This window comes from Rhizobium sp. TAL182, from assembly GCF_002117725.1.
Classification (GTDB): domain Bacteria; phylum Pseudomonadota; class Alphaproteobacteria; order Rhizobiales; family Rhizobiaceae; genus Rhizobium; species Rhizobium esperanzae.
The window spans coordinates 351,884-374,663 of sequence record NZ_CP021024.1 but is presented as its reverse complement, the minus strand read 5'-3'; the positions used below and the strand labels follow the sequence as shown (position 1 = coordinate 374,663).

Annotated in this window: 18 protein-coding genes and 1 pseudogene; 8 read left to right on the top strand and 11 right to left on the bottom strand. The window is 60.5% G+C overall.

From position 1 onward, the window contains the following. Positions 1-275 precede the first annotated feature (275 nt). Positions 276-563 (bottom strand): DUF1236 domain-containing protein, encoded by a 288-nt coding sequence (locus tag Tal182_RS01895; protein WP_085857894.1) that lies wholly within the window; start codon positions 561-563, stop codon positions 276-278. A 679-nt stretch (positions 564-1,242) separates the two neighbouring features. On the opposite strand from Tal182_RS01895, the gene Tal182_RS01890 reads away from it, so the two are divergent. From Tal182_RS01890 to Tal182_RS01880, 3 genes are all read left to right on the top strand, one after another. After that, complete coding sequence (locus Tal182_RS01890; protein WP_085857893.1) at positions 1,243-4,800, top strand: DUF5801 repeats-in-toxin domain-containing protein; 3,558 nt, start codon at positions 1,243-1,245, stop codon at positions 4,798-4,800. Between the two features lie 81 nt (positions 4,801-4,881). Continuing rightward, complete coding sequence (locus Tal182_RS01885) at positions 4,882-6,627, top strand: type I secretion system permease/ATPase (protein ID WP_085857892.1); 1,746 nt, start codon at positions 4,882-4,884, stop codon at positions 6,625-6,627. Beyond that, positions 6,624-7,958 (top strand): HlyD family type I secretion periplasmic adaptor subunit, encoded by a 1,335-nt coding sequence (locus Tal182_RS01880; protein ID WP_085857891.1) that lies wholly within the window; start codon positions 6,624-6,626, stop codon positions 7,956-7,958. The genes Tal182_RS01885 and Tal182_RS01880 overlap by 4 nt, the downstream gene beginning before the upstream one ends. 12 nt (positions 7,959-7,970) lie before the next feature. On the opposite strand, the gene Tal182_RS01875 is transcribed toward Tal182_RS01880, so the two are convergent. Further along, on the bottom strand, positions 7,971-9,554 hold the full coding sequence (locus Tal182_RS01875; RefSeq protein WP_085857890.1) for a peptide chain release factor 3: 1,584 nt from the start codon (positions 9,552-9,554) through the stop codon (positions 7,971-7,973). A 90-nt stretch (positions 9,555-9,644) separates the two neighbouring features. Here Tal182_RS01875 and dut point away from each other — a divergent pair, with 90 nt between their 5' ends. Both dut and Tal182_RS01865 read left to right on the top strand, forming a co-directional pair. Beyond that, positions 9,645-10,115, top strand: coding sequence for a dUTP diphosphatase (gene dut / locus Tal182_RS01870; protein ID WP_085857889.1), 471 nt, complete (start codon positions 9,645-9,647; stop codon positions 10,113-10,115). Between the two features lie 59 nt (positions 10,116-10,174). Then, entirely contained in the window at positions 10,175-10,945 is a 771-nt protein-coding gene (locus tag Tal182_RS01865) for a hypothetical protein (RefSeq protein WP_085860769.1), read from the top strand. A 79-nt stretch (positions 10,946-11,024) separates the two neighbouring features. Here Tal182_RS01865 and Tal182_RS01860 read toward each other — a convergent pair whose 3' ends face one another. Next, positions 11,025-11,489, bottom strand: coding sequence for an Lrp/AsnC family transcriptional regulator (locus Tal182_RS01860; RefSeq protein WP_085857888.1), 465 nt, complete (start codon positions 11,487-11,489; stop codon positions 11,025-11,027). Between the two features lie 112 nt (positions 11,490-11,601). On the opposite strand from Tal182_RS01860, the gene Tal182_RS01855 reads away from it, so the two are divergent. From Tal182_RS01855 to cysK, 3 genes are all read left to right on the top strand, one after another. Further along, complete coding sequence (locus tag Tal182_RS01855) at positions 11,602-12,504, top strand: DMT family transporter (RefSeq protein WP_085857887.1); 903 nt, start codon at positions 11,602-11,604, stop codon at positions 12,502-12,504. Between the two features lie 118 nt (positions 12,505-12,622). Further along, complete coding sequence (locus tag Tal182_RS01850) at positions 12,623-13,240, top strand: LysE family translocator (protein ID WP_064800396.1); 618 nt, start codon at positions 12,623-12,625, stop codon at positions 13,238-13,240. A gap of 145 nt (positions 13,241-13,385) precedes the next feature. Further along, positions 13,386-14,348: a cysteine synthase A gene (cysK, locus tag Tal182_RS01845; protein WP_085857886.1), complete on the top strand. Its 963-nt coding sequence runs from the start codon at positions 13,386-13,388 to the stop codon at positions 14,346-14,348. A gap of 332 nt (positions 14,349-14,680) precedes the next feature. Here the strand turns inward: cysK and Tal182_RS01840 are convergent, their stop codons facing one another. The 8 genes and pseudogenes from Tal182_RS01840 to Tal182_RS01810 form a co-directional block, all read right to left on the bottom strand. Beyond that, positions 14,681-15,448, bottom strand: a complete 768-nt coding sequence (locus Tal182_RS01840; protein ID WP_125461452.1) for a hypothetical protein — start codon at positions 15,446-15,448, stop codon at positions 14,681-14,683. A gap of 128 nt (positions 15,449-15,576) precedes the next feature. Continuing rightward, positions 15,577-16,287 carry a hypothetical protein gene (locus Tal182_RS01835; protein WP_085857884.1) on the bottom strand — a complete coding sequence of 237 codons (711 nt, stop codon included), beginning with the start codon at positions 16,285-16,287 and terminating at the stop codon, positions 15,577-15,579. 207 nt (positions 16,288-16,494) lie between these two features. Further along, positions 16,495-17,595, bottom strand: coding sequence for a hypothetical protein (locus Tal182_RS01830; RefSeq protein ID WP_085857883.1), 1,101 nt, complete (start codon positions 17,593-17,595; stop codon positions 16,495-16,497). Further along, positions 17,596-18,870, bottom strand: coding sequence for a hypothetical protein (locus Tal182_RS32075; protein WP_164517740.1), 1,275 nt, complete (start codon positions 18,868-18,870; stop codon positions 17,596-17,598). It lies immediately after the preceding gene. 129 nt (positions 18,871-18,999) lie between these two features. After that, positions 19,000-19,499: pseudogene (locus tag Tal182_RS01825) on the bottom strand (magnesium chelatase domain-containing protein); the annotation flags it as partial. Between the two features lie 30 nt (positions 19,500-19,529). Further along, positions 19,530-21,062, bottom strand: a complete 1,533-nt coding sequence (locus tag Tal182_RS01820; RefSeq protein WP_085857882.1) for a YifB family Mg chelatase-like AAA ATPase — start codon at positions 21,060-21,062, stop codon at positions 19,530-19,532. A gap of 154 nt (positions 21,063-21,216) precedes the next feature. Next, positions 21,217-22,164 (bottom strand): glutathione synthase, encoded by a 948-nt coding sequence (gshB, locus tag Tal182_RS01815; RefSeq protein WP_064800393.1) that lies wholly within the window; start codon positions 22,162-22,164, stop codon positions 21,217-21,219. Positions 22,165-22,251: 87 nt separating this feature from the next. Further along, the gene (locus tag Tal182_RS01810; RefSeq protein WP_085857881.1) at positions 22,252-22,755 is read right to left on the bottom strand and encodes a cupin domain-containing protein; all 504 of its coding nucleotides are present in this window, start codon (positions 22,753-22,755) and stop codon (positions 22,252-22,254) included. Positions 22,756-22,780 lie beyond the last annotated feature (25 nt).

The window sequence follows — 22,780 nt, the reverse complement described above, 5'->3', positions numbered from 1 at the left end:
TGGATGCCCCACGAGCCGGATCCCTCCGACCTGATGAATCCTTTCGATACCTGGGCGATGACGATGTGGCCAATTAGCCGCCGCTTAAGCACCTTCAGGAACGCTGGGCCTGAGGTTATCAATCGAGTTGATCTCAGCGCGAGATGCGGCTGACTTCGCTAGATGCCAAGCTGGGTTCAGCTCTTGCGTTCCGAGCGAACAGGAACTTAATGCGCATGAAGGCGGAATGATAAAGGAATCGCGGGCCTTTGAGGCGGGCCCGCGATCCTTTGCAGTTATTCGATGACCTCGATCACCGCGCGGGTCTTCGGATTGACGAGCACACGCTTTTTGTTGACGACAACATAGCCGTAATCAGGTTGATCGGGGATCGTGTGGATCTCGACTGTGTCTGGAAGGGTCGTTCCGACTGCAACGTCACCTTCAAACGTGACGGATGGCGTTTCCTGTGTTTGGACATAGGTTTTGACCTCGCCAGGAACGACGACCGTCGTAGTCTGCGCGACCGCAATTCCCCCGAGCGATAGAAACAGCGATACGGCAGAGATGACCAGTATTTTCATGTTATCCTCCAGGATCCTGAGTGCCCCGACAAAACGCTAGCGATAAGATATGGTTCCTCGGCCACACGGAATGCCTGCGGGCATGTCGCTCCGAGCGTAGGCGGGACGCGGTTATCAGCCACTTGGTCAGCATGCCGAGTTGCGGGACCATCGCGGTGGTGAGCCGCCTGCGGCGAAAGCGTAAGCCAAAGACCGCACTCTTGGCGCGCCGCTCGCGACTTCTACAGGCCTTCCCAGAACCGAGCGGTGTGATTCCGATCGTGACGCGAACACCAAAGAGAACCCGCTAATATTGCTCTAATTTTAGCTCGAACTGACTAAGTGCATTCAAGATCAATTTATAGTATATATAATTCGAGGGGAGAATCGCGCATACGTCGCGACGGGCTACCGCAATACTCAACGGAATTCTGCTGAATTTTACGGCCTTGTATTGTATTTTGCGGACGTAATCTTCAGAGACTCTATTACGACGGCCTTAGATTGGGACTATAGTCGTAACGCGTATAGGGACTTTAGTCCTAATACCCTCCAACTGTGAATGAGCTAGTCCTCTCGATCGACCACAATCGCAGTCGATCGAGAGCTCTAGGTTCAATACGCAAGAGGGTGGGTCCGGGGATGCAGTTCGGCATCCGGGCTCTGTGACCCTCTGCGAGCTAGCCGAGGGAGAAGCTCCATGGCACTCGATATCACAACTCAAGATCTCATCATCGACGAAACCCCCAGTTTGCAGGACGACGACGTCAACCCAGCGATTGCGCCACATAACAATGCGACGGTGCAATATCTGTTGAGCCTCGACGCTGCCGGTGGGCTGACCACGCCGGAGGTCGCCTACCAGAGCAATTTCGTCGTGGCCTCGGCGAGCGCCGGGGAAACCATCAGCGCGGTCGTTCTCACCCAGAACTCTTCCGGGACCCCGTACTCCACCACGGACGGCGTCAACAGCGGCCTTCGCACGGTCGACGGCAATTACATCTGGCTGTTTCAGGATGCGACGCATCCAAACGTCGTAATCGGCGTCATCGGAACCACCAACGCGGCCACCGAGCCGGCCGAGACCGGGCCGCTCGCCTTCTCGCTGGCGCTGGTCGGCACCGGCGCCACTGCCGACCTCTACACCGTCCAGTACGTGCCGTTGTTCCATCTCGATCCGAACAACGCCGACGACCGCATCGATCTGACCAACAAGGTGTTTGCGTCGGTTACGGCAACCTCGGTGGTCAACTTCAGCCAGCTTGGCGACGCTCCGTCCGGGCATAACAACTGGTATATTCTCGACGCCGACGCAGCCAGCCCGCAGAAGATCCTCGTCACCGCTCACGACAATGGCGTGCAGGCGGAAGTCAACGTCAGCACGCAGGGCCTCGGTGTCGCATCCCAGGACGTTCGCTTCGGCCGCGAGCTCCAGATCGACCTGATCACCGGCGGCACCCAGAGCGCGGGCAAGGATTTCACCAACACGCCAACCGCGCCCGACTACGGCTCTCACATCGAGAACGTCTTCAGCGCCGGCTTCTCGGTCTCACAGTCGACACCGACCGGCACCGTCGCCGACATCGAGATCCACGCTTATAACAATGACGACAATGTCGAAGGCGCTGCCTTCCCCACAGACGATAACGATACCGAGATCAACATCACCGGCGTGACATTCAAGCTGAACGGCGTCACAAAAACGGCCGCGGAGCTCGGTATCACGGTCAACCTCACCGGCACCGGACTGATCCTTGAGAATGTCGGAGAGGGCGTGACGGTCGATTTCACGACCGCGGGCGGAGCTGGCGGAACCTTCGACCGATTTACCATCAAGAATATCGACACCGAGAAAGACTTCTTCGATGTGAAGGAGGTGCACTTCAGCGGTGCTGTGGGCAACGCCTACAATGAAGAAGTTGGGTCATTCATCAACTTCGACGATGACGGGCCTAGCATCACGGCAACCGGCACCCCGCCGCAACTGACAGTGGACGAGACCGTCCTGGCGACCAACGCCAGCGCCGACTTCTCGACCTTCTTCACCTCGAATGCGGGGGCCGATGGCGGCGCCGCAACCGCTATCACTTATGCGCTCGGCATCAGCCAGGCCGGAAGTGCCAGCGGCCTCACCGACACCGCAACCGGCCAGTCCGTGCTGCTCTTCCTCGAAGGCGGCAATGTCGTCGGACGCGCCGGATCCGCCGCCGGCGCAATCGTCTTCACCGTCAGCGTCAGCGCTGCCGGCGTCGTCACCCTGGACCAGCAAAGGGCAATCGTCCATGCCAATGCCAGCGACCCGGATGACAGCCGAACCCTGGCGGCCGCCAACCTCGTCACCCTGACCGCCACCATCACCGATCGTGACGGCGATCACGCCCCGGCCACCCACAATATCGGCCAGAACCTCAACTTCAAAGATGACGGGCCTAGTATTACGGCAAGCGGCACTCCACCGCAGGTGACAGTCGACGAGACCGTCCTGACGACCAACGCCACCGGTGACTTCTCAACCTCCTTCACCTCGAATGCGGGGGCCGATGGCGCCGCTGCCACCACCTATGCACTCGGCATCAGCCAGGCCGGCAGTGCCAGCGGCCTCACCGACACCGCAACCGGCCAGTCCGTGCTGCTCTACCTCGAAGGCGGCAATGTCGTCGGACGCGCCGGATCCGCCGCCGGCGCGGTCGTCTTCACCGTCAGCGTCAGCACTGCAGGCGTCGTCACCCTGGACCAGCAAAGGGCAATCGTCCATGCCAATGCCAGCGACCCGGATGACAGCACCACCCTGGCGGCCGCCAACCTCGTCACCCTGACCGCCACCATCACCGACCGTGACGGCGATCAGGCCTCGGCCAGCCGCAATATCGGCCAGAACCTCAACTTCGAGGATGACGGGCCGACGATCACCAAGCCGTTCGACGGTAACCCGGCTACCCTGGCTATCGAGCATGAGACCCTGGCCAATGTACTCAACGCATCGGCGAGCGGCGCCTTCGGCTATGATATCGGTGCGGACATTCATCCGGCCGCGTTCTATACGAATGGCGGCTCCGACTTCGTCGACCAGGACACCCAGACAGCCGGCGTCCAGATCGGACTGACCGGCACGATCACCGGCGGCGGCGGCGGCAGTCTTCTCAGTTCGAATGTAACGCTCGCCTCGGAGAGCCTGACTTCCGCGACGTTCAACTTCACCTTCACCTATGACAAGGACCCGGCGTCCGGCAACCAGGTCGGAACGGCAGGCGGCACCCTGGTCTTCGACAAGGTCGCCGACACCTACACGATCCAGCTGACGGATCCGCTCGAAGGCTTCAGCTTCGACGTGCTCCACACCAGCGAACTCTTGTCCAAGGAGCCGACGGGCAATACCGGCCATCCTGAGATCGTGGTGGAAAAACTGCAGGCGGATGATCCGAACACAACGGCGGACGAAGACTTCTACGTACAGTTCACCGGCAACCTGATCGACAAATCCCACCCGTTCAGCCTCACGAGCAATGGCGAGGGGTCATCCAGTGATACCGTCTTCACCCCCGGCGGGCACGAGATGGTCAGCAACACCAACGAAACCTGGGTGTCGGCGACGCAGAGCACCAACGGTGTCGCCGGCGACACGATCCAGAAAGACGAACTGCTCACCTTGCGGTTCTTCAACAGCAATGTCGGCATCGCCAACGAAGTCACGACCCCGACGGCGACCGCCGGCGCGATGGCCATCAAGTTCGATGGCATCGGCAGCAGCGAGGATCTGATGCTAATCCTCAACCTGATCGACAAGAACGGCGCCGACAACATCGCCGGCAACGCGGACGACAACTCGACGATCACCCGGGCGATGTATGTGTCGAACGCCGATATCTACAAGACCGGCCAGGTTCCGGCGCCTTATAATACCGAGTTCACGCTCGACAATAATGACGGCCTCGTGATTGTCGAGCAGAACGACTACAACGCCGCCGGCGAAGACTACGTGTTGCAGGGTGCGCAAATCATGCAGTCGGGCAATGGGATCACCGGCACCGCTGCGGCGATCGACCTCAACAGCGTGACCGGCGCCAATGGCGGCAGCAATGCGACGTCAAGTCTGGTCGGCTTCGATGCCACCGATAACGACGTGCTGAAGATCACCGATATCGGCTTCACCTCGACCGTGACGCAGACGCCGAACGCCAATCTCGACTTCGCCTTCAATGTGGTGGACGCCGATGGCGATCAGACAGCGATGCAGCACATCCTTGTCGACGTCGCCTGACAACTGACCAAACGGGGGCAGCATTCGCTGCCCCCGTGATCCATCGCGCAAGGTGTCATCTCGAGTACAGAGCTAGAAAAGATGAAAACCAAACAGCCGCCCCCGGCGCTTCAGGTGGTGATGAAAGAAGCCAGACGGGCCATCCGGCCGCTTATCTGGTTCAGCGGCGCCATCAACATCCTGATGCTGACCGGGGCGCTTTACATGCTGCAGGTCTATCACCGCGTGCTGTCCAGCCACAGTCTCGAGACCTTGCTGATGTTGTCGCTGATGGCGGCAGCCGCACTTGCGGCAATGGCGGGGCTGGAGGTGGTGCGCGGGCGCCTTCTGGCAACTGTCGGATCGTGGATGAACGCGCGGCTGGCGCCCGTTCTGCTGACGGCATCGGTGGAATATGCCGCCGCAAAACCCGGCCAGGCCAACGCCCGCCCACTGCGCGACCTCGACCAGGTCCGGAATTTCTTCACCAGCCCGAGCATCTTCCCGATTCTCGATGCGCCTTGGGCGCCGCTGTTTTTCGCCGCCATCTTCTTCATGCATCCCTGGCTGGGCTGGCTGGCGCTGTCGGGCGGCGGGGTGCTGTTTGCACTGGCCTTGCTCAACGAATGGCTGACGCGCAAGCCGTTGACCGAGGCCACCAGCGCACAGTCGCGGGCCTACACTCAGGCCGAGGCGGCGATCCGCAACGCCGAGGTCGTCCAGGCGATGGGCATGCTGAAGCCTTTGCTGGAGGGCTGGAAGGTGCAGCAGGACGAGGCAAACAGAGGCCAGGTTCTCGCCGCCAACCGCGGCGGCATCGTCTCGGCGATCGCGCGCTGCCACCGGCTGGCTCTGCAAATGGGAATATTGGGCCTCGGAGCCTATCTCGTCCTGCGCAACGAGGCTTCCCCGGGCATCATGGTCTCCGCCTCCATCCTGATGGGCCGCGCGCTATCGCCGGTCGAGCAGGCGATCGGCACGTGGAAGGCGACGGTCGGCGCGCGCGCCGCCTACCGGCGCCTCACCGCCGTCGCCGGCGAGCACCCAGAGGCCACGCCGGTTCCGGCAATGCCGCGGCCGACAGGCCGGTTCGAGGCCGACAATATCGTGCTTGCCCGACAGGGCGGCGAACATATTCTCAAAGGGATCAACTTCCGTCTCGAGCCGGGTGAATCCATGGCGTTGATCGGCCAGAGCGGGGCCGGCAAGACGAGCCTGGCACGCATCCTGGCCGGCGCCTGGCGCCCTTCCGGCGGGCGGGCTTTGCTCGATGGCATGGATGTCGCCCAATGGGCGGCGGAGGACCGCGGTCATCATGTCGGCTACCTGCCGCAGGACATCGAGCTTTTCGCAGGCAATGTCTGCGAAAATATCTGCCGCTTCGCCACGGTCAGTCCCGTGGTCTTCGACAAGGCGGTCAAGGCAGCGCAGCTGGCCGGCGTCCACGAACTGATCAAAGGGCTGCCGAAGGGTTACTTGACCGAGATCGGTGAATCCGGCGCGGTGCTGTCGGGCGGACAGCGCCAGCGCATCGGCCTGGCGCGGGCGCTCTACGGCGATCCGGCGCTCATCATCCTGGACGAGCCCAATTCGAATCTCGACCGGGAGGGCGAGGAGGCCTTGATCGCGGCGCTCGGCACGGTCAAGGCGGCGGGCACGACCGTCATCCTGATCGCACACCGGCCGAACATCATGGAAACCGTCGACAAGATACTGGTTCTCAACCGGGGCCAGCAGGACCTGTTCGGTCCGCGCGACCATGTCTTCAATGAACTCGCCGCACGTGTCCGCAAGGTCGCGCAGATGCCGACGATCGTGGCGAAGCAGCAAGGACCGAAACAGCCATGACGGATATGAAGGTCGTCCCGTTACCGGTTTCGCCGCCCGCTGCGCCAATCCCCCTGCGTCTCACAGGCGTAACGGTCACGGGCTTCGCGATCATATTCCTGTTCTTCGGCATGGCCGGAGGCTGGGCGACACTTGCGCCGCTGGACAGCGCCGCAGTGGCGCCGGGTGTTATCAAAGTGGTCGGCGACCGCAAGCTTATCCAGCACCTGGAGGGCGGCATCATCGCCGATCTGAACGCCGCCGATGGCGATATCGTCAAGGCGGGCAAGGTGCTCATCCAGCTCGACAGCACGCAGGCGAGGTCGAAGCTCGATCTGGTCCAGAACCGGATCGCAACGCGCGAGGCGCTGGCCGCGCGGCTGCGCGCCGAGCGCGACGACAAGGCCGAGATTGAGTTCGATCCAGCCTTGCTGGCAAACCCCACAACGTCGGCTAAGGACGCGGTGGCCGCTCAGCGCGATGTCTTTGCGGCGAAGCACCACAATCTGCAGGACGAGCGGGAAATTCTCAGCCAGCGCCGGCACCAGACCCAGGAAGAGATCACCGGACTGCAGGAGCTGATCGTCACCGAGGACAAGCAGATCGAGGTCTTCGAGGGTGAAACCAAGGATCTTGAAAACCTGCTCAAGCGTGGCCTGGTCACCCGCGAGCGCGGCCTGCTGCTCACCCGGCAACAGCGGGAGGTCGAGGGCGATCGCGCGACCAATGTCGCGGCCATTGCCCGCGCCAAGAGCGCCATGGCCGAGATCGACATGCAAATCCTCAATCTCAGCACGTTGCGGCTGAACGAAGCGGTCGAAGAGCTGAGCAAGGTCGAGGCGGAACTGGTCGATCTCAGGCAGGAGGAGCGGTCCGCCAAGGACGTGCTTGCCCGCACCGATGTCGTCGCACCGGTTGACGGCATCGTCATGGACCTGAAGGTCCACACAACAGGCGGCGTCGTCAAACCCGGCGAGACCCTGATGACGGTCGTGCCGCTCGGACAGCAGCTCGTGGTCGAGGCCATGGTCCGGCCGGAGGATGTCGAGACGATCGCGCCCGGGCAGCGCGCACGCGTCAGCTTCCCGGCCTTTGCCCGCTACAACCTGCCGCCGCTCGAGGGCGTCGTAGGGATCGTCTCGGCCGACAGGATGTTGGAAGAACGCAGCGGGGCACCCTATTTCGCCGCAACCGTGCTGATCGACAAGAGCGAACTCGCCAAGCTGGAAGGCCGCAAGCTCATGCCCGGCATGTCGAGCGAGGCGATGATCCGGACGGGCGCCCGCACCGTGCTGTCCTATCTGGCCGAGCCGATCACCCAGAACTTCCGCCGCGCAATGCGGGAAAAATAGCCGCGAGCTAGATCACGCCGCCTTGGTGGCGTGATATTCCTTGATGGCGACCATCTTGATTGCCGGGTAACGCTCGGCCTCGTAACGCAGCGAGAAGGCGTCCTGGGCGAGGAAGACGGGATCGCCGTCGAGATCGCGGGCGATATCGCCGCGTTTGACGGTGAGGAATTTCTCGAGATCGGCCGGCTGATCGGCCGAAATCCAGCGGCACACGGAGAAACGCGACATTTCGAAGGAGACCGGCAGGCCGTATTCGGCCATCAGCCGTTCCTTCAGGACGTCGAGCTGCAGGGCGCCGACGACGCCGACGATTGCCGGCGAGCCGTCTTCCGGCGAAAACAGCTGGACGACGCCTTCTTCAGCCATCTGCTGCAGGGCTTCCTTGAGTTTCTTCGCCTTCATCGCGTCTTCGAGACGCACGCGGCGCAGAATTTCAGGCGAGAAGTTGGGAACACCCTGGAAGACCAGGGCTTCGCCTTCGGTCAGCGTATCGCCGATGCGCAGCGTCCCGTGATTGGGAATGCCGACGACATCACCGGCATAGGCGGTGTCGGCCAGCTGGCGCTGCGAGGCGAAGAAGAATTGCGGTGCCGTCAGGCCGAGCTGCTTGCCGGTGCGGGCGAGCCTCGCCTTCATGCCACGTTCGAGCTTGCCGGAGCAGATGCGCGCAAAGGCGATGCGGTCGCGGTGGTTGGGATCCATGTTGGCCTGGATCTTGAAGACGAAGGCCGTCATCTTGTCATCGGTCGCATGAACCGTCCTGGTATCGGCGACCTGGTCACGCGGCGACGGGGCGAATTCGCCGAGCGCGTTGATCAGATCGCGCACGCCGAAATTGCGCAGCGCCGAGCCGAAGAACACCGGCGTCATATGGCCTTCGAGGAAGGAGTCGCGATCGAAGGGGCGGCAGGCCTCGATGGCGAGCTCGGTCTCGTCGATGAAGGCCTGGCGTTCGTTTTCCGGCAGCCGACCGGCAACGGCCTGCGGGCCGTTAACCGGCGTCGTCTCGACTTCGGTGTCGGAACCGCGGGCGGTGCTGTTGGCCAGATGATAGGAGCCGCAGAAGGTCTTCGAGCGGCCGATCGGCCAGGTGATCGGCGCAGTATCCAGCGCCAGCTTCTCTTCGACCTCGTCGAGGATCTCGAAGGGGTCACGGCTTTCGCGGTCCATCTTGTTGATGAAGGTGATGATCGGGATATCGCGCATGCGGCAGACTTCGAAGAGCTTCAGCGTGCGCGGCTCGATGCCCTTGGCGGCATCGATGACCATGACGGCGGCGTCGACGGCCGTCAGCGTGCGATAGGTGTCATCGGCGAAATCCTCGTGGCCCGGCGTGTCGAGGATGTTGAAGACATTGTCGTTATATTCGAAGGTCATCACCGAGGTGACGACGGAGATGCCGCGCTCGCGCTCGATCTTCATCCAGTCGGAGCGCGTCTGCATGCGGTCCTTCTTCGCCTTGACTTCGCCGGCAAGCTGAATGGCGCCGCCGAACAGCAGCAGCTTTTCGGTGAGCGTCGTCTTGCCCGCGTCCGGGTGGGCGATAATAGCGAAGGTGCGGCGGCGGGAGACCGCCTCGGCGAGACTTTCGGCCATGATGTGAATCCTGTGGAATTGCGGCGTATCTAACGATTAAAGCCCGGCTTTGCAATTGACCTCGGCGCTCGCGGCGCAAAGTAATGAGCCATGACCATTCATCCCGACCTCAGCCCGACGCTGAACCTCATCCGCCTGGCCAATGGCGAAGGCCTCGACCTGCCCGCCTATGAAAGCAAGGGAGCGGCCGGCATGGACCTGCGCGCCGCCGTCGATGCGGATGCGCCGCTGACGCTGCTGCCCGGCAAGCGGGCGCTGGTGCCGACCGGCTTCATTTTCGAGATCCCCGAGGGTTTCGAAGGCCAGGTGCGGCCGCGCTCCGGCCTTGCCTTCAAGCACGGCATCACCTGCCTCAACTCACCCGGCACCGTCGACAGCGACTATCGCGGCGAAGTGAAGGTGCTGCTCGCCAATCTCGGCGAAGAACCCTTCGTCATCGAGCGCGGCATGCGCATCGCCCAGATGGTGATTGCGCCGGTGACCCAGGCACGGGTGGCCGAGATCACAGCGGCAAGCGAAACCGCGCGGGGCGCCGGCGGCTTCGGCTCCACCGGTGTGTGATGACGGCTCGAACAGTGAAGCAACCGAACGATTGGTGAGCAGCGTTTGTGGGGGCGCTCATGCTATTCAAGAGGGCGCCATGGGGCGTGGTTATGGGTCTAGCAGCAGCGCTGATTGGGGCGCCGGCGCTTGCGATCGATTCAACAAAGCTCCAGTCGATTCGCTCATCCTTATCTGCGGAACAGATCGTCGCATTTGCCATGGCGAAATCGACGGTGCCGATTCTCGACATCGACAAAACCATCGAGATGAACATCGTCCTCAATACGAAAGGCATGGAGAGGAGCGATATTCAAGCTTTGCAGATCGAGTTTTTGCGCGCGTTTTCTGCGGTCATGGCGTATGCGGACATTCGTATCAATTTTAACGCCAGCCAATCGATAGATTATTCAGTCGGAACGCCATATGCCCCTTTCGGCGATCAGAACCGACCTTCAAATACCCAAACTGTCGATGTATTTGTTGATCGTGATGCGCTCAAGCTCGCAAAATTGGGCCAAATAGCAGTTCATGATGTAGATACACTTCGAAGCAAGCCGGACACGTTGGAATGCTATCACGAACGTCGAAAAGGATTTCCTGCTATCAACGTCGTCGTCGACCGTGATATCAATCCAGTAGGCTGCCTTTACGCAGTGATAAGGCAATCGGTCGGACTTAGAGATTTTTTTGGCGGTGCTGCCGCGACTTTCACTCCGGGCAGGATTCCCGGCTTCCGGATCAACGCTGAAATGGCGGCGGCATATGCCGTTCATGAGTGCCGATTTCTCATCGATAAAAAAGATCAGTTTGAAAAATGCCTGAGAGAGGCTCTTGATGCCGACAAGTAAGGATCGCATCAAGCAACTCCTCCACATATTCAAGCTCGGGATCGTCACCGATCGCGATTTTTGAGCTTCCCGGCTGACCTTACCCTTTGCGCGAAAGCGGCGGCAGGCGGCGCTTGACGGGCGAGGCCTTGATCATCGCGGTGTTGGTCTCGGCGCGTTCGGCGACCCTGTCCAGGAGGCCGTCAAGTTCCGCCATCGAGCGGATGACCAGGCGAGCGATAAAACAATCCTCGCCCGTCACCTTGTCGCATTCGACGATTTCGGGAATTTCCTGAATGAGGCGCTCGACGATATGCAGCTGTCCCGGCAGCGGCCGCACGCGGACGATCGCCTGCAGGGGATAGCCGACGGCGGCAGGATCGAGATCGATGGTGAAGGCCTTGATGACGCCGCGCTCTTCCAGCCGGCGCAGACGCTCGGCGGCACTCGGCGAGGAAAGCCCCACCTGCTGTGCCAACTCCTTCAGCGAGATGCGGGCATTGCCGGCCAGCGCTTCGAGAATGGCCTGATCGATTTCGTCAAGCGGCTGGGCATCGTTAGGCATGGTGATGAATTTTCCTTTTATTATTAGGTCGCACCGGCGAACTGTATTTTTATCATTATATAATTTCGGGTGTTCCCGCAATATTATCACCCCAGCAAAAACGGAGGCGATCATGAGCGGCGACATCAAAAGGGGCACGGCGGAAATGACGGCAGCGATGCTGATCTCGGGGACGATCGGCTGGTTCGTCGTCATGTCGGGCCAGCCGGTCAGCGGCGTGGTTTTCTGGCGCTGCCTGTTCGGCGCGCTCACCCTGCTTGTCATCTGCGGCGCTCTCGGGCTGCTGCGGCCAGGCATCCTCACGCTGCGCACCTTCGCCATCGCCGTCTTCGGCGGCATCGCCATCGTCGTTAACTGGCTGCTGCTCTTCGCCTCCTACTCGCATGCGACGATCTCGATCGCCACCACCGTCTACAACACCCAGCCCTTCATGCTGCTGGTGCTCGGCGCGCTGTTTCTCGGCGAGAAGATCACCGCCGCCAAGCTGTTCTGGCTGACGCTCGCTTTTGCCGGCATGATAGCGATCGTCCAGGCAAAACCGGGCGGAAGCGGCGATACGTTCGAGAGCTACGGCCTCGGCATCCTGATGGCGCTGGGCGCGGCTTTCTTCTACGCGCTGGCAGCGCTTGCCGCGAAATGGCTGAAAGGCACGCCGCCGCATTTGATCGCACTGATCCAGGTCGCGACCGGCATGTTGATGCTGGCGCCGATGACCGATTTTTCGCAGTCCCCTCAGGATGCCGGAAGCTGGGCAATCCTGGTTTCGATCGGCGTCGTCCATACCGGGCTGATGTATGTGCTGCTCTACGGCGCCATCCAGCGGCTGCCGACCCATCTGACCGGGGCCTTGTCCTTCCTCTATCCGATTGCCGCCATTCTCGTCGACCGGCTGGCCTTCGGCCACGCGCTGCAGCCGATGCAGATTGCAGGCGCCGCCATCATCCTCTTGGCTGCCGCCGGCATGAACCTCGGCTGGACGCCGCGCTGGCTGCGACCTCGGGCACTTCAAGGCTGAGGACAGGGGTAGGCACAAGGTCGGCAGGCATTTCTTCTGGTGATGGACCCATCAATTCAGGCGGATTGATTGGTACGGCTTGGCGGATATAAAACAGCTGGCAAGAGGGAGCCCACACATGAGCCTTGCCGCCTTGCTTGCCTATGCCGGAGCGCTGTTCATTGCAGCCGCCATTCCCGGGCCGGGGATTACCGCAATCGTCGCCCGCGCGCTCGGCTCGAATTTCCGCGAGACCTTCTTCATGGGGCTCGGCCTAGTGCTCGGCGACATGACTTATCTCACCGCAGTCATTCTCGGCCTTGCCTTCGTGGCACAGACTTTCACGGAAGTCTTCCTCATCATCAAGATCGCCGGCGCCCTCTATCTCGGCTACATCGCCTGGAAACTCTGGACGGCGGGGCTGCTGCCGCAGGATATTGCGGCGAAGAAATCCAGCAATATCGGCCTGTCCTTCCTTTCCGGTCTGCTGGTGACGCTCGGCAATCCGAAGACGATGCTGTTTTATGTCGCGCTGGCGCCGACGCTGATCGATATCGGCAATATCGGTTTGCGCGACTATGCGCTTCTGCTCGCCGTCACCTTCGTCGTGCTGATATCAGTGCTGGTGCCCTATATGCTGCTGGCCTCGCGGGCACGCACGATGCTGAAACAGCCGCGCGCCCTGCAGGCGCTGAACCGGGTTGCGGCCGGCATTCTGGCCGGCACGGCCGCCTTCATCGCCACGCGGGCGGCCTGAAATAAACATCCGCAAGGAAACGGTTTTCAAAGCTTATTTTCTCTCCCGTCCGCGCGCCGGAAGCGAACGCGCTCTGGCCTCCTGCGGCCTTTGACCCTATTCTCCTCCTCGATTTCAGAAACGGAATTTCAAGGGAGAGCACACCATGTCGCACAAGCCCGGCCGCGGCCGCATCTATTCCTCGATCACCGAGACCATCGGCGACACGCCGCTCGTGCGCTTCGACAAGCTGGCGCGGGAAAAAGGCGTCGTGGCCAACCTGATCGGCAAGCTCGAATTCTTCAACCCAATCGCCTCGGTCAAGGACCGCATCGGCGTGGCGATGATCGAAAGCCTCGAAGCGCAAGGGCGGATCACCCCCGGCAAGTCCGTGCTGATCGAACCGACCTCCGGCAATACCGGCATCGCGCTCGCCTTTGCCGCCGCTGCCAAGGGCTATCGGCTGATCCTCACCATGCCCGAAACCATGTCTGTCGAGCGCCGTAAGATGCTGGCGCTGCTCGGCGCCGAGCTGGTGCTGACCGAAGGGGCCAAGGGCATGAAGGGCGCGATCGCCAAAGCGGAGGAACTGGCGGAGTCGCTGCCCGACGCCATCATTCCGCAGCAATTCGAAAATCCCGCCAATCCTGAAATCCACCGCAAGACGACGGCCGAGGAAATCTGGAACGACACCAACGGCACCGTCGACATCGTCGTCTCCGGCATCGGCACCGGCGGCACGATCACCGGCGTCGGTCAGGTGCTGAAAAGCCATAAACCCGAAATCCAGATCATCGCCGTCGAGCCCGCCGATTCCCCCATTCTCTCCGGCGGCAATCCCGGCCCGCACAAGATCCAGGGCATCGGCGCCGGCTTCGCCCCGAAGATCCTCGACACCGGCATCTACGACGAGGTCGTCACCGTCACCAACGACGAAGCCTTCGAACAGGCGCGCCTAGTCGCCCGGCTGGAAGGCGTCCCGGTCGGCATTTCCTCGGGCGCGGCGCTGACGGCGGCGATCAAGGTCGGCAGCCGTCCGGAGAACGCGGGCAAGAACATTGTCGTGATCATACCGTCATTTGCCGAGCGGTATCTTTCGACGGCGCTGTTTGAGGGGCTGGGGAGCTGACGTAGAGCTTTAGCTCCGCTTTCCCATTCTTAATCTTCGGGAAAATATTGGGGCGCTGCGGCGCCCCTTGCTCTTGCTGATCTGGTCGGCTGGAGCGAACTTAAAATTTGGATAAGATTTAAGAGGCAAGGTCAAGGGTAATGGGACTTTCCGAACTATCCGATTGGATCATGTCCAGAAGTTCGGACGTCCGAATGCAGACCACAGAGGGGCGAACGAACGCAACAACAGAAGTTGCTGGCATGTGGCTACAAGGATGTTGAGATAGACCCCTCCGCAATCCCATTTCGGGCGTAGCACTTACACAACGACATGCCGGAATGATTTTCCCGCTAACTCCGCAAAATGAACGAGGTCATTCGGTTTAACGATCTTAGATCGAATTTCTTGGCTACCCGCTCGTCAAACCTGAATACGATGTCGTCCAGCTGATAGCACGCGTCGCGTAGCCAATCGTCCTCGATCTTCACTCTGCCTGTTTCAGAGACGTCTACGAGCATCCGGACGCTCATGGTTCGTCTCTTGAAGTGGTCGTTGATGATGCAGTCGTTGTGCGCGATCAGGTTTCTTATCTCCGATACCAAAATGGTGAGTTCGAACGCCTCACTCGTGTCAAACAGGTCAACACCTGTGCGGGTGTGAATAAATTTCCGCAGCTCCGACAGCGGCTTGTAAGCTAGGTCATGGACCTTTCGCTCGACGATCTGCCAAATCAAAGCGTCGTAGTTTCCGGCATCAATGATTGCCGCAACTTCAATCGTGCCCTCAGATTTCAACACTTCTGGCCGAGCGCGGAAAATGTCGCGGAGTACAGTAGTTAGGTACAGATCAAAGCTCTCGACGGCGCGCGATAGCATGATCTCGTTAACCAATGGCCGCTGGTCGGAATAGTTATAAGCCAGTAAGCTTTGCTGCTGACCTGACAGGTTGGTTTTCTCCTGCGGTGGGATGACTTCCGCAAGGGCGGCCGACGTCTGGACGAACCCGTAGTAGAAGTGAATGAACCTTCGCAGGTCCATAATGCGTGCCATATATGTGAGGCATGGCTCGGTTACTCGATCTGAAGGCATTCCGAAGCCTTCTACCTTGGAGTTATCCATATTGAAGACGATCCGAATTTAGAGGGCCAGACTGAAGTGGATTGCGCGTAACGTAATAACGGTGGATTGCGCGCGGCTGCTGAAGCTTGAATGGCGAGCTTCCCGTCGCCTATGAAAGGATCCTCGGCTCACTCCCCAAGTCCTAAGTCATCAGGTTCGGACTCCTGAATAGACTTAGGGCGAGCCTCTTCCGGCAGGGTCCCCGAGCGCAGAAACTCTCTTACGCCAATCGTGAAGGGCTTTATGCGCCGATAGGCCAAGAGTGATTGCTGCAGCTCATAGTTTATCTCATTTTTTAGAGCGTTTTCGATATGTATGCCGTTTCTCAAACGATAGAATTCCTTAATTTCCTCGCCGAGTTTCTGATCCACGAATCCAATTGAAACCGCAGCATCAACCTTGTCGTCAAACTTGATCGAGTGCTGAGTATTTTTTCGGCGGGTCTCGATACAAAGAAAGACTTCCTCGTCATTTGCCGTTGTAATTGAGATATCCTTTGGAACAGAGGTCGCCTTCCGAAATGCAGAATAGTATTCAATGGCTGTTACTTCGTCTGAACTTGCAAACTTGCTCCAAAGAATATAGACGATAACCGCTTCGTATATCGAAGCGTACTGAACTATCTGGAATTTTGCGTGTGCAGCGAGTTTCTGATCTGAAACATTCAGGGCTTCTCCAAGCTTATAAATATATCGCGCCGCCAAAAACTCCGACGCCAACATGGCTCGCAGCTCTATCTTGTCGATGAAATCGAAGTACCTGCCCACCTGCTCCGCGGATGGAAGGTACTGGTCGCTGTACGACAAAACCTTGTCGCGCAACTCTGCGTTTAACGGCATGATATTATTCCTTCTTGGTGTCGTTGCGAGACGCGTCTGGGGGGCGCTTGCGTTCCAGACAGTCGTCTTGCGGCCTGGTAGCGGCAGCCGTTAACTAGTGGATGTCGCCCTGCTTCTCCTGTGATCTCAACGCCATGGGCGGCGGGGGGAGCAGCCTCCGCATCAATCGAGATCGACCCCTCAGATTTTTGAGCCAATTTTCGGCGCTTAGAGGAGCCGATTCGATTGCGGTGGCGATTCGGGTTGACGGGGTCCTCTGCTAGGTTCTGCGCCCTTCAGGTTCAAGAAAAAGCATGACCGGTCCATTCCCCAAAAATCGAGCAGCACCGAGAGCATACTTTTGGCATCAACGCTGAGATCATTGGGGCTCCTGAAACTAGTCAAAAACGCCGCATTCTCGAGTTCCCGAGCGATGTTGTAGAGGCTCTGCGCCGTACTGGGACGGCCGAAGTACTCTGCTGGAATGTGAGTTTGAACTGCCTCAAGGTCGCTTTCGACCCCTCGGCGAATTTTGCTACCCAGTCCTCGCATCTCAGGGGCGTACTGATCGACCAAGCCGATAGCTATGTCGATGACGTGAGCGGCGCCTTTTGCGCCCGATGACCCAAATTGAAGTCCATTATTGAGTTCGTCGACCTTCGCATCCTGCTCTGCGAAAGCGAGATCCCTTAGGACGAAGTCGATTCCCACGGCAACCAAAGATGAAACAACGTACAGTAATCGGCAAGCAGTTGCCTTGTGCAATGGAACTATGAGGCTCTGCTCCGCGAAAAACCTCGCGTCCGTGAGCCATGCATTGACCTCGTTATAGCCTAAACCGTTAAGAACGCGAGACTTAGAGGATCTGAGCCGACCCTTCCAATCGCCGGCAACCTTTTGATCTGCGAAGGCATCAATAGTGCCTACAAAATCCTCCTCCGACATCCGGTCGGACGGAGAAAGGTTTGCGAGGCGACTTAGGAAATTTCCATCCAGCACAACGACCCCGTGCTGCCTTCCAAACTCGGCCACATCGGGCCGCTTGTCGGTGGTCGCAACGATCGCCTGATCGAGGTCGAGCGTCGCAGCCAGTCCCTTTGCCCAAAAAATTCGCTCAATGGCTTGAGGCGTCTTTTTGTTCTTGATGTCCACGACAATTCTGTGCCGAGAGACCGGAGAAGGCCGATCGTAAAGCCATAGGTCCACATCGGTGACATCAAATTTTCCGTAGGTGAATGGGACACCCCTGAGGGTGTAGTATCCGCTTCTGATGAAGTAGCTTCGTACGCGCTCCTCCATCGACATGCCCTTATCTAACGAGACAGTCATCTATCGTCCGCCCCCAGTCCGCAGAACTTCCAGCATATTTCGGACCACCCTTTGGCTTTCCGGTAGCTGCTGTTTTCGTACCAGCGTACGGGTTTCCTCCGGTCCGGTATAGCCAGTGACCTGAGCAGAGGGTATCTCTTTCAGCAACGGCATGTCGCTCGCGTCCCCGGACTGCAAAACCTGTAGAGCCATTTGCCCAACGTCGTGTTTCCTCAACCGCATCTGGTGACCATAAGATGGTCCCCTGCGTAGCTCGACAACCCCTCGAAGCTCCAAGGCCACGTAATCCTCGCCAATAGCGGTCGCAGCCGCGGTCCATTCGCCTCTGAGAAGCCGACCGAGGAGGTCTTCGATACGGCGTATCCTGCCCTGATTGGGGTGCCGTCGCGTGATGCCATAAGTCAGCGAACTTACAAATGCCTTTGCAAGGTCAAGACCTTCATCGATATTGCCGTTGGCATACTTCCCGAACGCCGCAGGGCGCGTTGCGAAGGAAACACTTTCTGTCCGATTGCTCACCAGATTGACATCGAAGAAGCCTATCGAGTTGAGCCTCTCGAACAGTTGCGCGCCGATTACCTTTTCGATTTCGGTGACGGCTAGGCAGCCCTGCTTTCGCAATCGATCCTCGACCTCGGTCAGGAGAGCACGTTCCCTCGGGTTCAGGTGGCTCAGGATGGCGGAGACCTTTTTGATATCCCCGCCCTTGAATAGGTTTCCGTTGAAATAAACGACGGCTCCCGCATCATGCTTTTCCCAGTCAACTAGACGAGTACGTTCGGTCTGCAGCAGAAATTCGTCGGTTGCCGCAGCGGTCATTTCGAAGGTCTCGGAGATCCGGCGCGTCGCCTCTTTTTTCTCAACCGGCTCCGACGAAGCTAGCTCCGCGAGGGAAATTGCGGCCAACTCTTCCGGGCGTGGCGAGAGTGCAGCAAAAACTTCAGCGCCTCGCTGCAAAACAGTCGCACTCGTGACGCCGTACACCTCAACACCCGAGGCGCTCCGTTGAAGCAGTTGTTGCTGTTCCAGCGCCCAGAGAGCGCCCTGAAGCTCGAATGGGGTCATATTCGCGGCTGTGGCAAGCACTTCTACCCGAGGCATATCGACGACGTTCTGCTGGGTTGCAGAAAGGGCCGAGAGGAGTTTCGTAGCCTTGCCCGCGCTCAAAATGCGGTCAAAGCCCGACGCTCCGCTGAAATGCTGGAGTTTATTGGTGTGATGGACCAGCCAAGATCCGGTTACCTTTGCATCCATTAGGGTGGGCTTGTCTGCCATCGCGCGAGAGTTCCTGTGATTTTGCTCTATCGTAGCTTGCGTAAAATGCTTGTAACAGCCGTTTTTCGTGCCGTCCCCGATGAAATTCATTGGATATCGCTCGTAGGTCTTTCGTTTATATCGCGAGGAATTATGGCCACCGGCCGCCGCCACTTCGAGCGCACGCTTGGCGCTTTCCTGGCTCTTGATCTCGGCAAGATCCGCCAGGTTGGCGGCATTGGCGCGGATGACGGCTCCGGCCTCGACAGCACCTGGGTGCCGCGGAAATGATTGGCAAGCGCAACCAGGCTGCGCGGTGCGAGAACATCGACCTCGGCGCCGGCCAGGCGGCTTCGGCGCTACTTTCGGCCGGGCAGATCAGCCCCTTACCGAGCGCATTGGCGCCGATCGCGGCCGGCAGCCCGCCTGCAATGGCAGCAATCGTGCCGTCGAGGTTGACTTCGCCAGCGACGAGATATTCCGACAGCACATCGGCGGGAATGGCGCCCAGCGCCGCTATCAAAGCGAGCGCAATTGGCAGATCGAAATGCGAGCCCTCTTTCGGCAGATCGGCCGGGGCCAGATTGACGGTCACCCGCTTTGCCGGCAACGAGGCCGGAGGCATGAAGGGCCGCCTGCACCCGCTCGCGGCCACCGCCTTGTCAGAAGGTCCTTTCTTCTTACGCTGCCGCCGTCAGCCTCTCCCCAGCAATGCGATAGGAAATCGCTTCGGCGAGATGCAAACGGCCGACTGTCGGTTTGTCGTCGAGGTCGGCGAGCGTGCGCGCGACCTTGAGGACGCGGTGGTAGCCGCGGGCGGAGAATTTCATTTTTTCGGCGGCGTCGCGCAAGAGCTGCAAGCCGGCGGCGTCGGGTTCGGCGAGTTTTTCGATCATCGCGGTGGAGCAGCGGGCATTGGTGCCGATGCCCTTGGCGCCGGCGGCTTCGAAGCGCTGTTGCTGGAGTTCGCGGGCGCGGGTGACGCGGCGGGCGACGTCGGCGCTGGCCTCGGCCGCCATCGGGCGGATGAGGTCGGCGGCTGAGACGGCGGGCACGTCAATGCGGATATCGATGCGGTCCATCAGCGGGCCGGAGATGCGGGCCTGGTAATCGCTCATGCAGCGCGGGCCGCGGGCGCAGGTGTGGCCGGGCTCACCGGCCATGCCGCAGCGGCAGGGGTTCATCGCCGCGATCAGCTGGAATTTGGCGGGATAGGAGACGCGGTGATTGGCACGGGCAATGACGCATTCGCCGCCTTCGAGCGGCTGGCGCAACGCATCGAGCGCCTGCGGCGTGAACTCGGGAAACTCGTCGAGGAACAGCACGCCATGATGGGCGAGCGAGGCCTCGCCCGGACGGGCGCGGATGCCGCCGCCGACGAGCGCGGCCATGGTGGCGGAATGATGCGGGGTGCGGAAAGGCCGGCGATCGGACAGCTTGCCGCCGGTGAGCTGGCCGGCGATCGAATGGACCATCGACACTTCCAGCAATTCGGCGGGCGAGAGCGGCGGCAGGATCGAGGGCAGCCTTGCCGCCAGCATCGACTTGCCGGAGCCGGGAGGCCCGACCATCAGCAGGTTGTGGCCGCCGGCGGCCGCAACCTCGAGCGCGCGCTTGGCGCTTTCCTGGCCCTTGATCTCGGCAAGATCCGGCAGGTTGGCGGCATTGGCGCGGATCGACGGCTCCGGCCGGGAGAGCACCTGCGTGCCGCGGAAATGATTGGCAAGGGCAATCAGGCTGCGCGGTGCGAGAATATCGACCTCGGCGCCGGCCCAGGCGGCTTCGGCGCCGCTTTCGGCCGGGCAGATCAGCCCCTTGCCGAGCGCATTGGCGCCGATGGCGGCCGGCAGCGCGCCTGCGATTGCGGCGATCGTGCCGTCGAGATTGAGTTCGCCGACGACGACATAATCCGAGAGCGCATCGGCAGGAATGGCGCCGAGGGCAGCCATCAGGGCCAGCGCGATCGGCAGATCGAAATGCGAGCCTTCCTTCGGCAGATCGGCCGGCGCCAGGTTGACGGTCACCCGTTTGCCCGGCAGCGCCAGGCCGGAGGCATGAAGAGCGGCCTGCACGCGCTCGCGGCTTTCGGCCACCGCCTTGTCGGGCAGGCCGACGATCTGCATGCCGACCTTGCCAGGCGCGATCATGACCTGGACCTCGACCGGCACGCCTTCGATGCCCTGGAATGCTACCGTACTGACACGCGCGACCATATGCCCACCCTTGTCCCGCAAACTCTTAGAGACCGCCCCGTGGCCGTTGAAAGCCAGCGGTTGCAATCTGGCACGGACGCAGGACTAAAACAAGAACAATAAAAGAACGCAGGCAGATAATCAGCAGTGAGCGCGGTTGTACCCGATCGCAGCCTCAGCCACGCTTGCGCTCGATCGCGTCCCAGAGCAGGGCCGCGATATCGGCGCCACCGAACTTCCGGACCTCGCGGATGCCTGTGGGCGAAGTGACGTTGATCTCGGTCATGTAATCGCCGATCACGTCGATGCCGACGAGCAGGAAGCCACGTTCCCTGAGCGCCGGGCCGATGCGCTCGCAGATTTCCTTTTCGCGCGCCGTCAGTTCGGTCGCCTCAGCACGGCCGCCGACATGCATGTTGGAGCGGCTGTCATGCTCGGCCGGCACGCGATTGATGGCGCCGGCAAATTCGCCGTCGACGAGGATGATGCGCTTGTCGCCCTTGCGCACGTCGGGCAGATATTGCTGGGCGATGAAGGGCTCGCGGAAAAGCTGGCCGAACATTTCCAAGAGCGAAGAGAGATTGCGGTCGTCGCGGGTGGAATGGAAGACGCCGGCGCCGCCATTGCCGTAGAGCGGCTTCAGGATGATGTCGCCCATCTCGTCGCGGAAGCGGCGGATTTCGGCGGGATCCTTGGTGATCAGCGTCTTCGGCATCAGGTCGGAGAATTCGGTGACGAAGATCTTCTCCGGCGAATTGCGCACCCAGGCCGGATCGTTGACGACGAGCGTCTTCGGGTGGATGCGCTCGAGCAGATGCGTCGAGGTGATGTAAGCCATGTCGAAGGGCGGATCCTGGCGCAGCAGCACCACGTCCATGGTCGAGAGATCGACGCGCTCGGGCGCGCCAAGCTCGAAGTGATCACCCTTGACGTCGCGCAGCACCATCGGCTCGACGCTGGCAAAGAGCTTGCCATCGCGGAAGCTCAGGCGCTCGGGGGTGTAATGGAAGAGCCTGTAGCCGCGCGATTGCGCTTCCAGGCTCATGGCGAAGGTGGAGTCACCTGCGATATTGATGCCGGCGACATGATCCATCTGGACCGCTACATTGGTGATCTTGGCCATTTCCGTCCCTCGCTGAATGCCGGACAGATGTAGGTCGGCCCGGCATCAAACGCAACGGTCATCGAAGGCTTGCGGCGGTCGCAATTTTCAGGCGGCGATGCCCTGGCTGCCGCCGTTGCGCAGCATGTTGCGCAGCCGGTAGGCGATCGCCAAAGGCTTCGGGAAAGGCTTGCGCAGGAAGGCGACCTTGCGGACGTAAGTGTCGACCCGCCAGCTCGCCCAGGTTCCACCTGCGAAAAAGGCGACGTCGCCGGTGCACAGGGTCCGTTCCGTGCCATCCTCGGCGATGATGTGGACCTCGCCTTCGAGGATCATCACGGTCTCGTCCCAGCCGAAATACCAGCGGAATTCGCCCGCCGTGCAGTCCCAGATCGCCGTCAGCGACGCCTCGTCATGGCCGCGCGAATGTTCGGCGGTGCGGGCTTCAGGATTGCCGCTGATGATCCAGTCGGGATTGATCGGCGTCGATTTCAGCGGCAGGTGGCCGCTCGCATGCGCGACGAAGGATTTCCCGGCCGGCTTCAGCGCGATATAAGGCACCGAGCGCGCAGCCATGCCGACCGCACTTGCAAGCATCATCTTCCAGGCCATGCAACAACCCCCGATTCTTAATCCC

Excerpts from the sequence above, each read along its gene's own strand:
- Tal182_RS01895 (WP_085857894.1), bottom strand. The coding sequence starts at position 563 with ATGAAAATACTGGTCATCTCTGCCGTATCGCTGTTTCTATCGCTCGGG.
- Tal182_RS01890 (WP_085857893.1), top strand. The coding sequence starts at position 1,243 with ATGGCACTCGATATCACAACTCAAGATCTCATCATCGACGAAACCCCC.
- Tal182_RS01885 (WP_085857892.1), top strand. The coding sequence starts at position 4,882 with ATGAAAACCAAACAGCCGCCCCCGGCGCTTCAGGTGGTGATGAAAGAA.
- Tal182_RS01880 (WP_085857891.1), top strand. The coding sequence starts at position 6,624 with ATGACGGATATGAAGGTCGTCCCGTTACCGGTTTCGCCGCCCGCTGCG.
- Tal182_RS01875 (WP_085857890.1), bottom strand. The coding sequence starts at position 9,554 with ATGGCCGAAAGTCTCGCCGAGGCGGTCTCCCGCCGCCGCACCTTCGCT.
- dut (WP_085857889.1), top strand. The coding sequence starts at position 9,645 with ATGACCATTCATCCCGACCTCAGCCCGACGCTGAACCTCATCCGCCTG.
- Tal182_RS01865 (WP_085860769.1), top strand. The coding sequence starts at position 10,175 with ATGCTATTCAAGAGGGCGCCATGGGGCGTGGTTATGGGTCTAGCAGCA.
- Tal182_RS01860 (WP_085857888.1), bottom strand. The coding sequence starts at position 11,489 with ATGCCTAACGATGCCCAGCCGCTTGACGAAATCGATCAGGCCATTCTC.
- Tal182_RS01855 (WP_085857887.1), top strand. The coding sequence starts at position 11,602 with ATGAGCGGCGACATCAAAAGGGGCACGGCGGAAATGACGGCAGCGATG.
- Tal182_RS01850 (WP_064800396.1), top strand. The coding sequence starts at position 12,623 with ATGAGCCTTGCCGCCTTGCTTGCCTATGCCGGAGCGCTGTTCATTGCA.
- cysK (WP_085857886.1), top strand. The coding sequence starts at position 13,386 with ATGTCGCACAAGCCCGGCCGCGGCCGCATCTATTCCTCGATCACCGAG.
- Tal182_RS01840 (WP_125461452.1), bottom strand. The coding sequence starts at position 15,448 with ATGGATAACTCCAAGGTAGAAGGCTTCGGAATGCCTTCAGATCGAGTA.
- Tal182_RS01835 (WP_085857884.1), bottom strand. The coding sequence starts at position 16,287 with ATGCCGTTAAACGCAGAGTTGCGCGACAAGGTTTTGTCGTACAGCGAC.
- Tal182_RS01830 (WP_085857883.1), bottom strand. The coding sequence starts at position 17,595 with ATGACTGTCTCGTTAGATAAGGGCATGTCGATGGAGGAGCGCGTACGA.
- Tal182_RS32075 (WP_164517740.1), bottom strand. The coding sequence starts at position 18,870 with ATGGCAGACAAGCCCACCCTAATGGATGCAAAGGTAACCGGATCTTGG.
- Tal182_RS01820 (WP_085857882.1), bottom strand. The coding sequence starts at position 21,062 with ATGGTCGCGCGTGTCAGTACGGTAGCATTCCAGGGCATCGAAGGCGTG.
- gshB (WP_064800393.1), bottom strand. The coding sequence starts at position 22,164 with ATGGCCAAGATCACCAATGTAGCGGTCCAGATGGATCATGTCGCCGGC.
- Tal182_RS01810 (WP_085857881.1), bottom strand. The coding sequence starts at position 22,755 with ATGGCCTGGAAGATGATGCTTGCAAGTGCGGTCGGCATGGCTGCGCGC.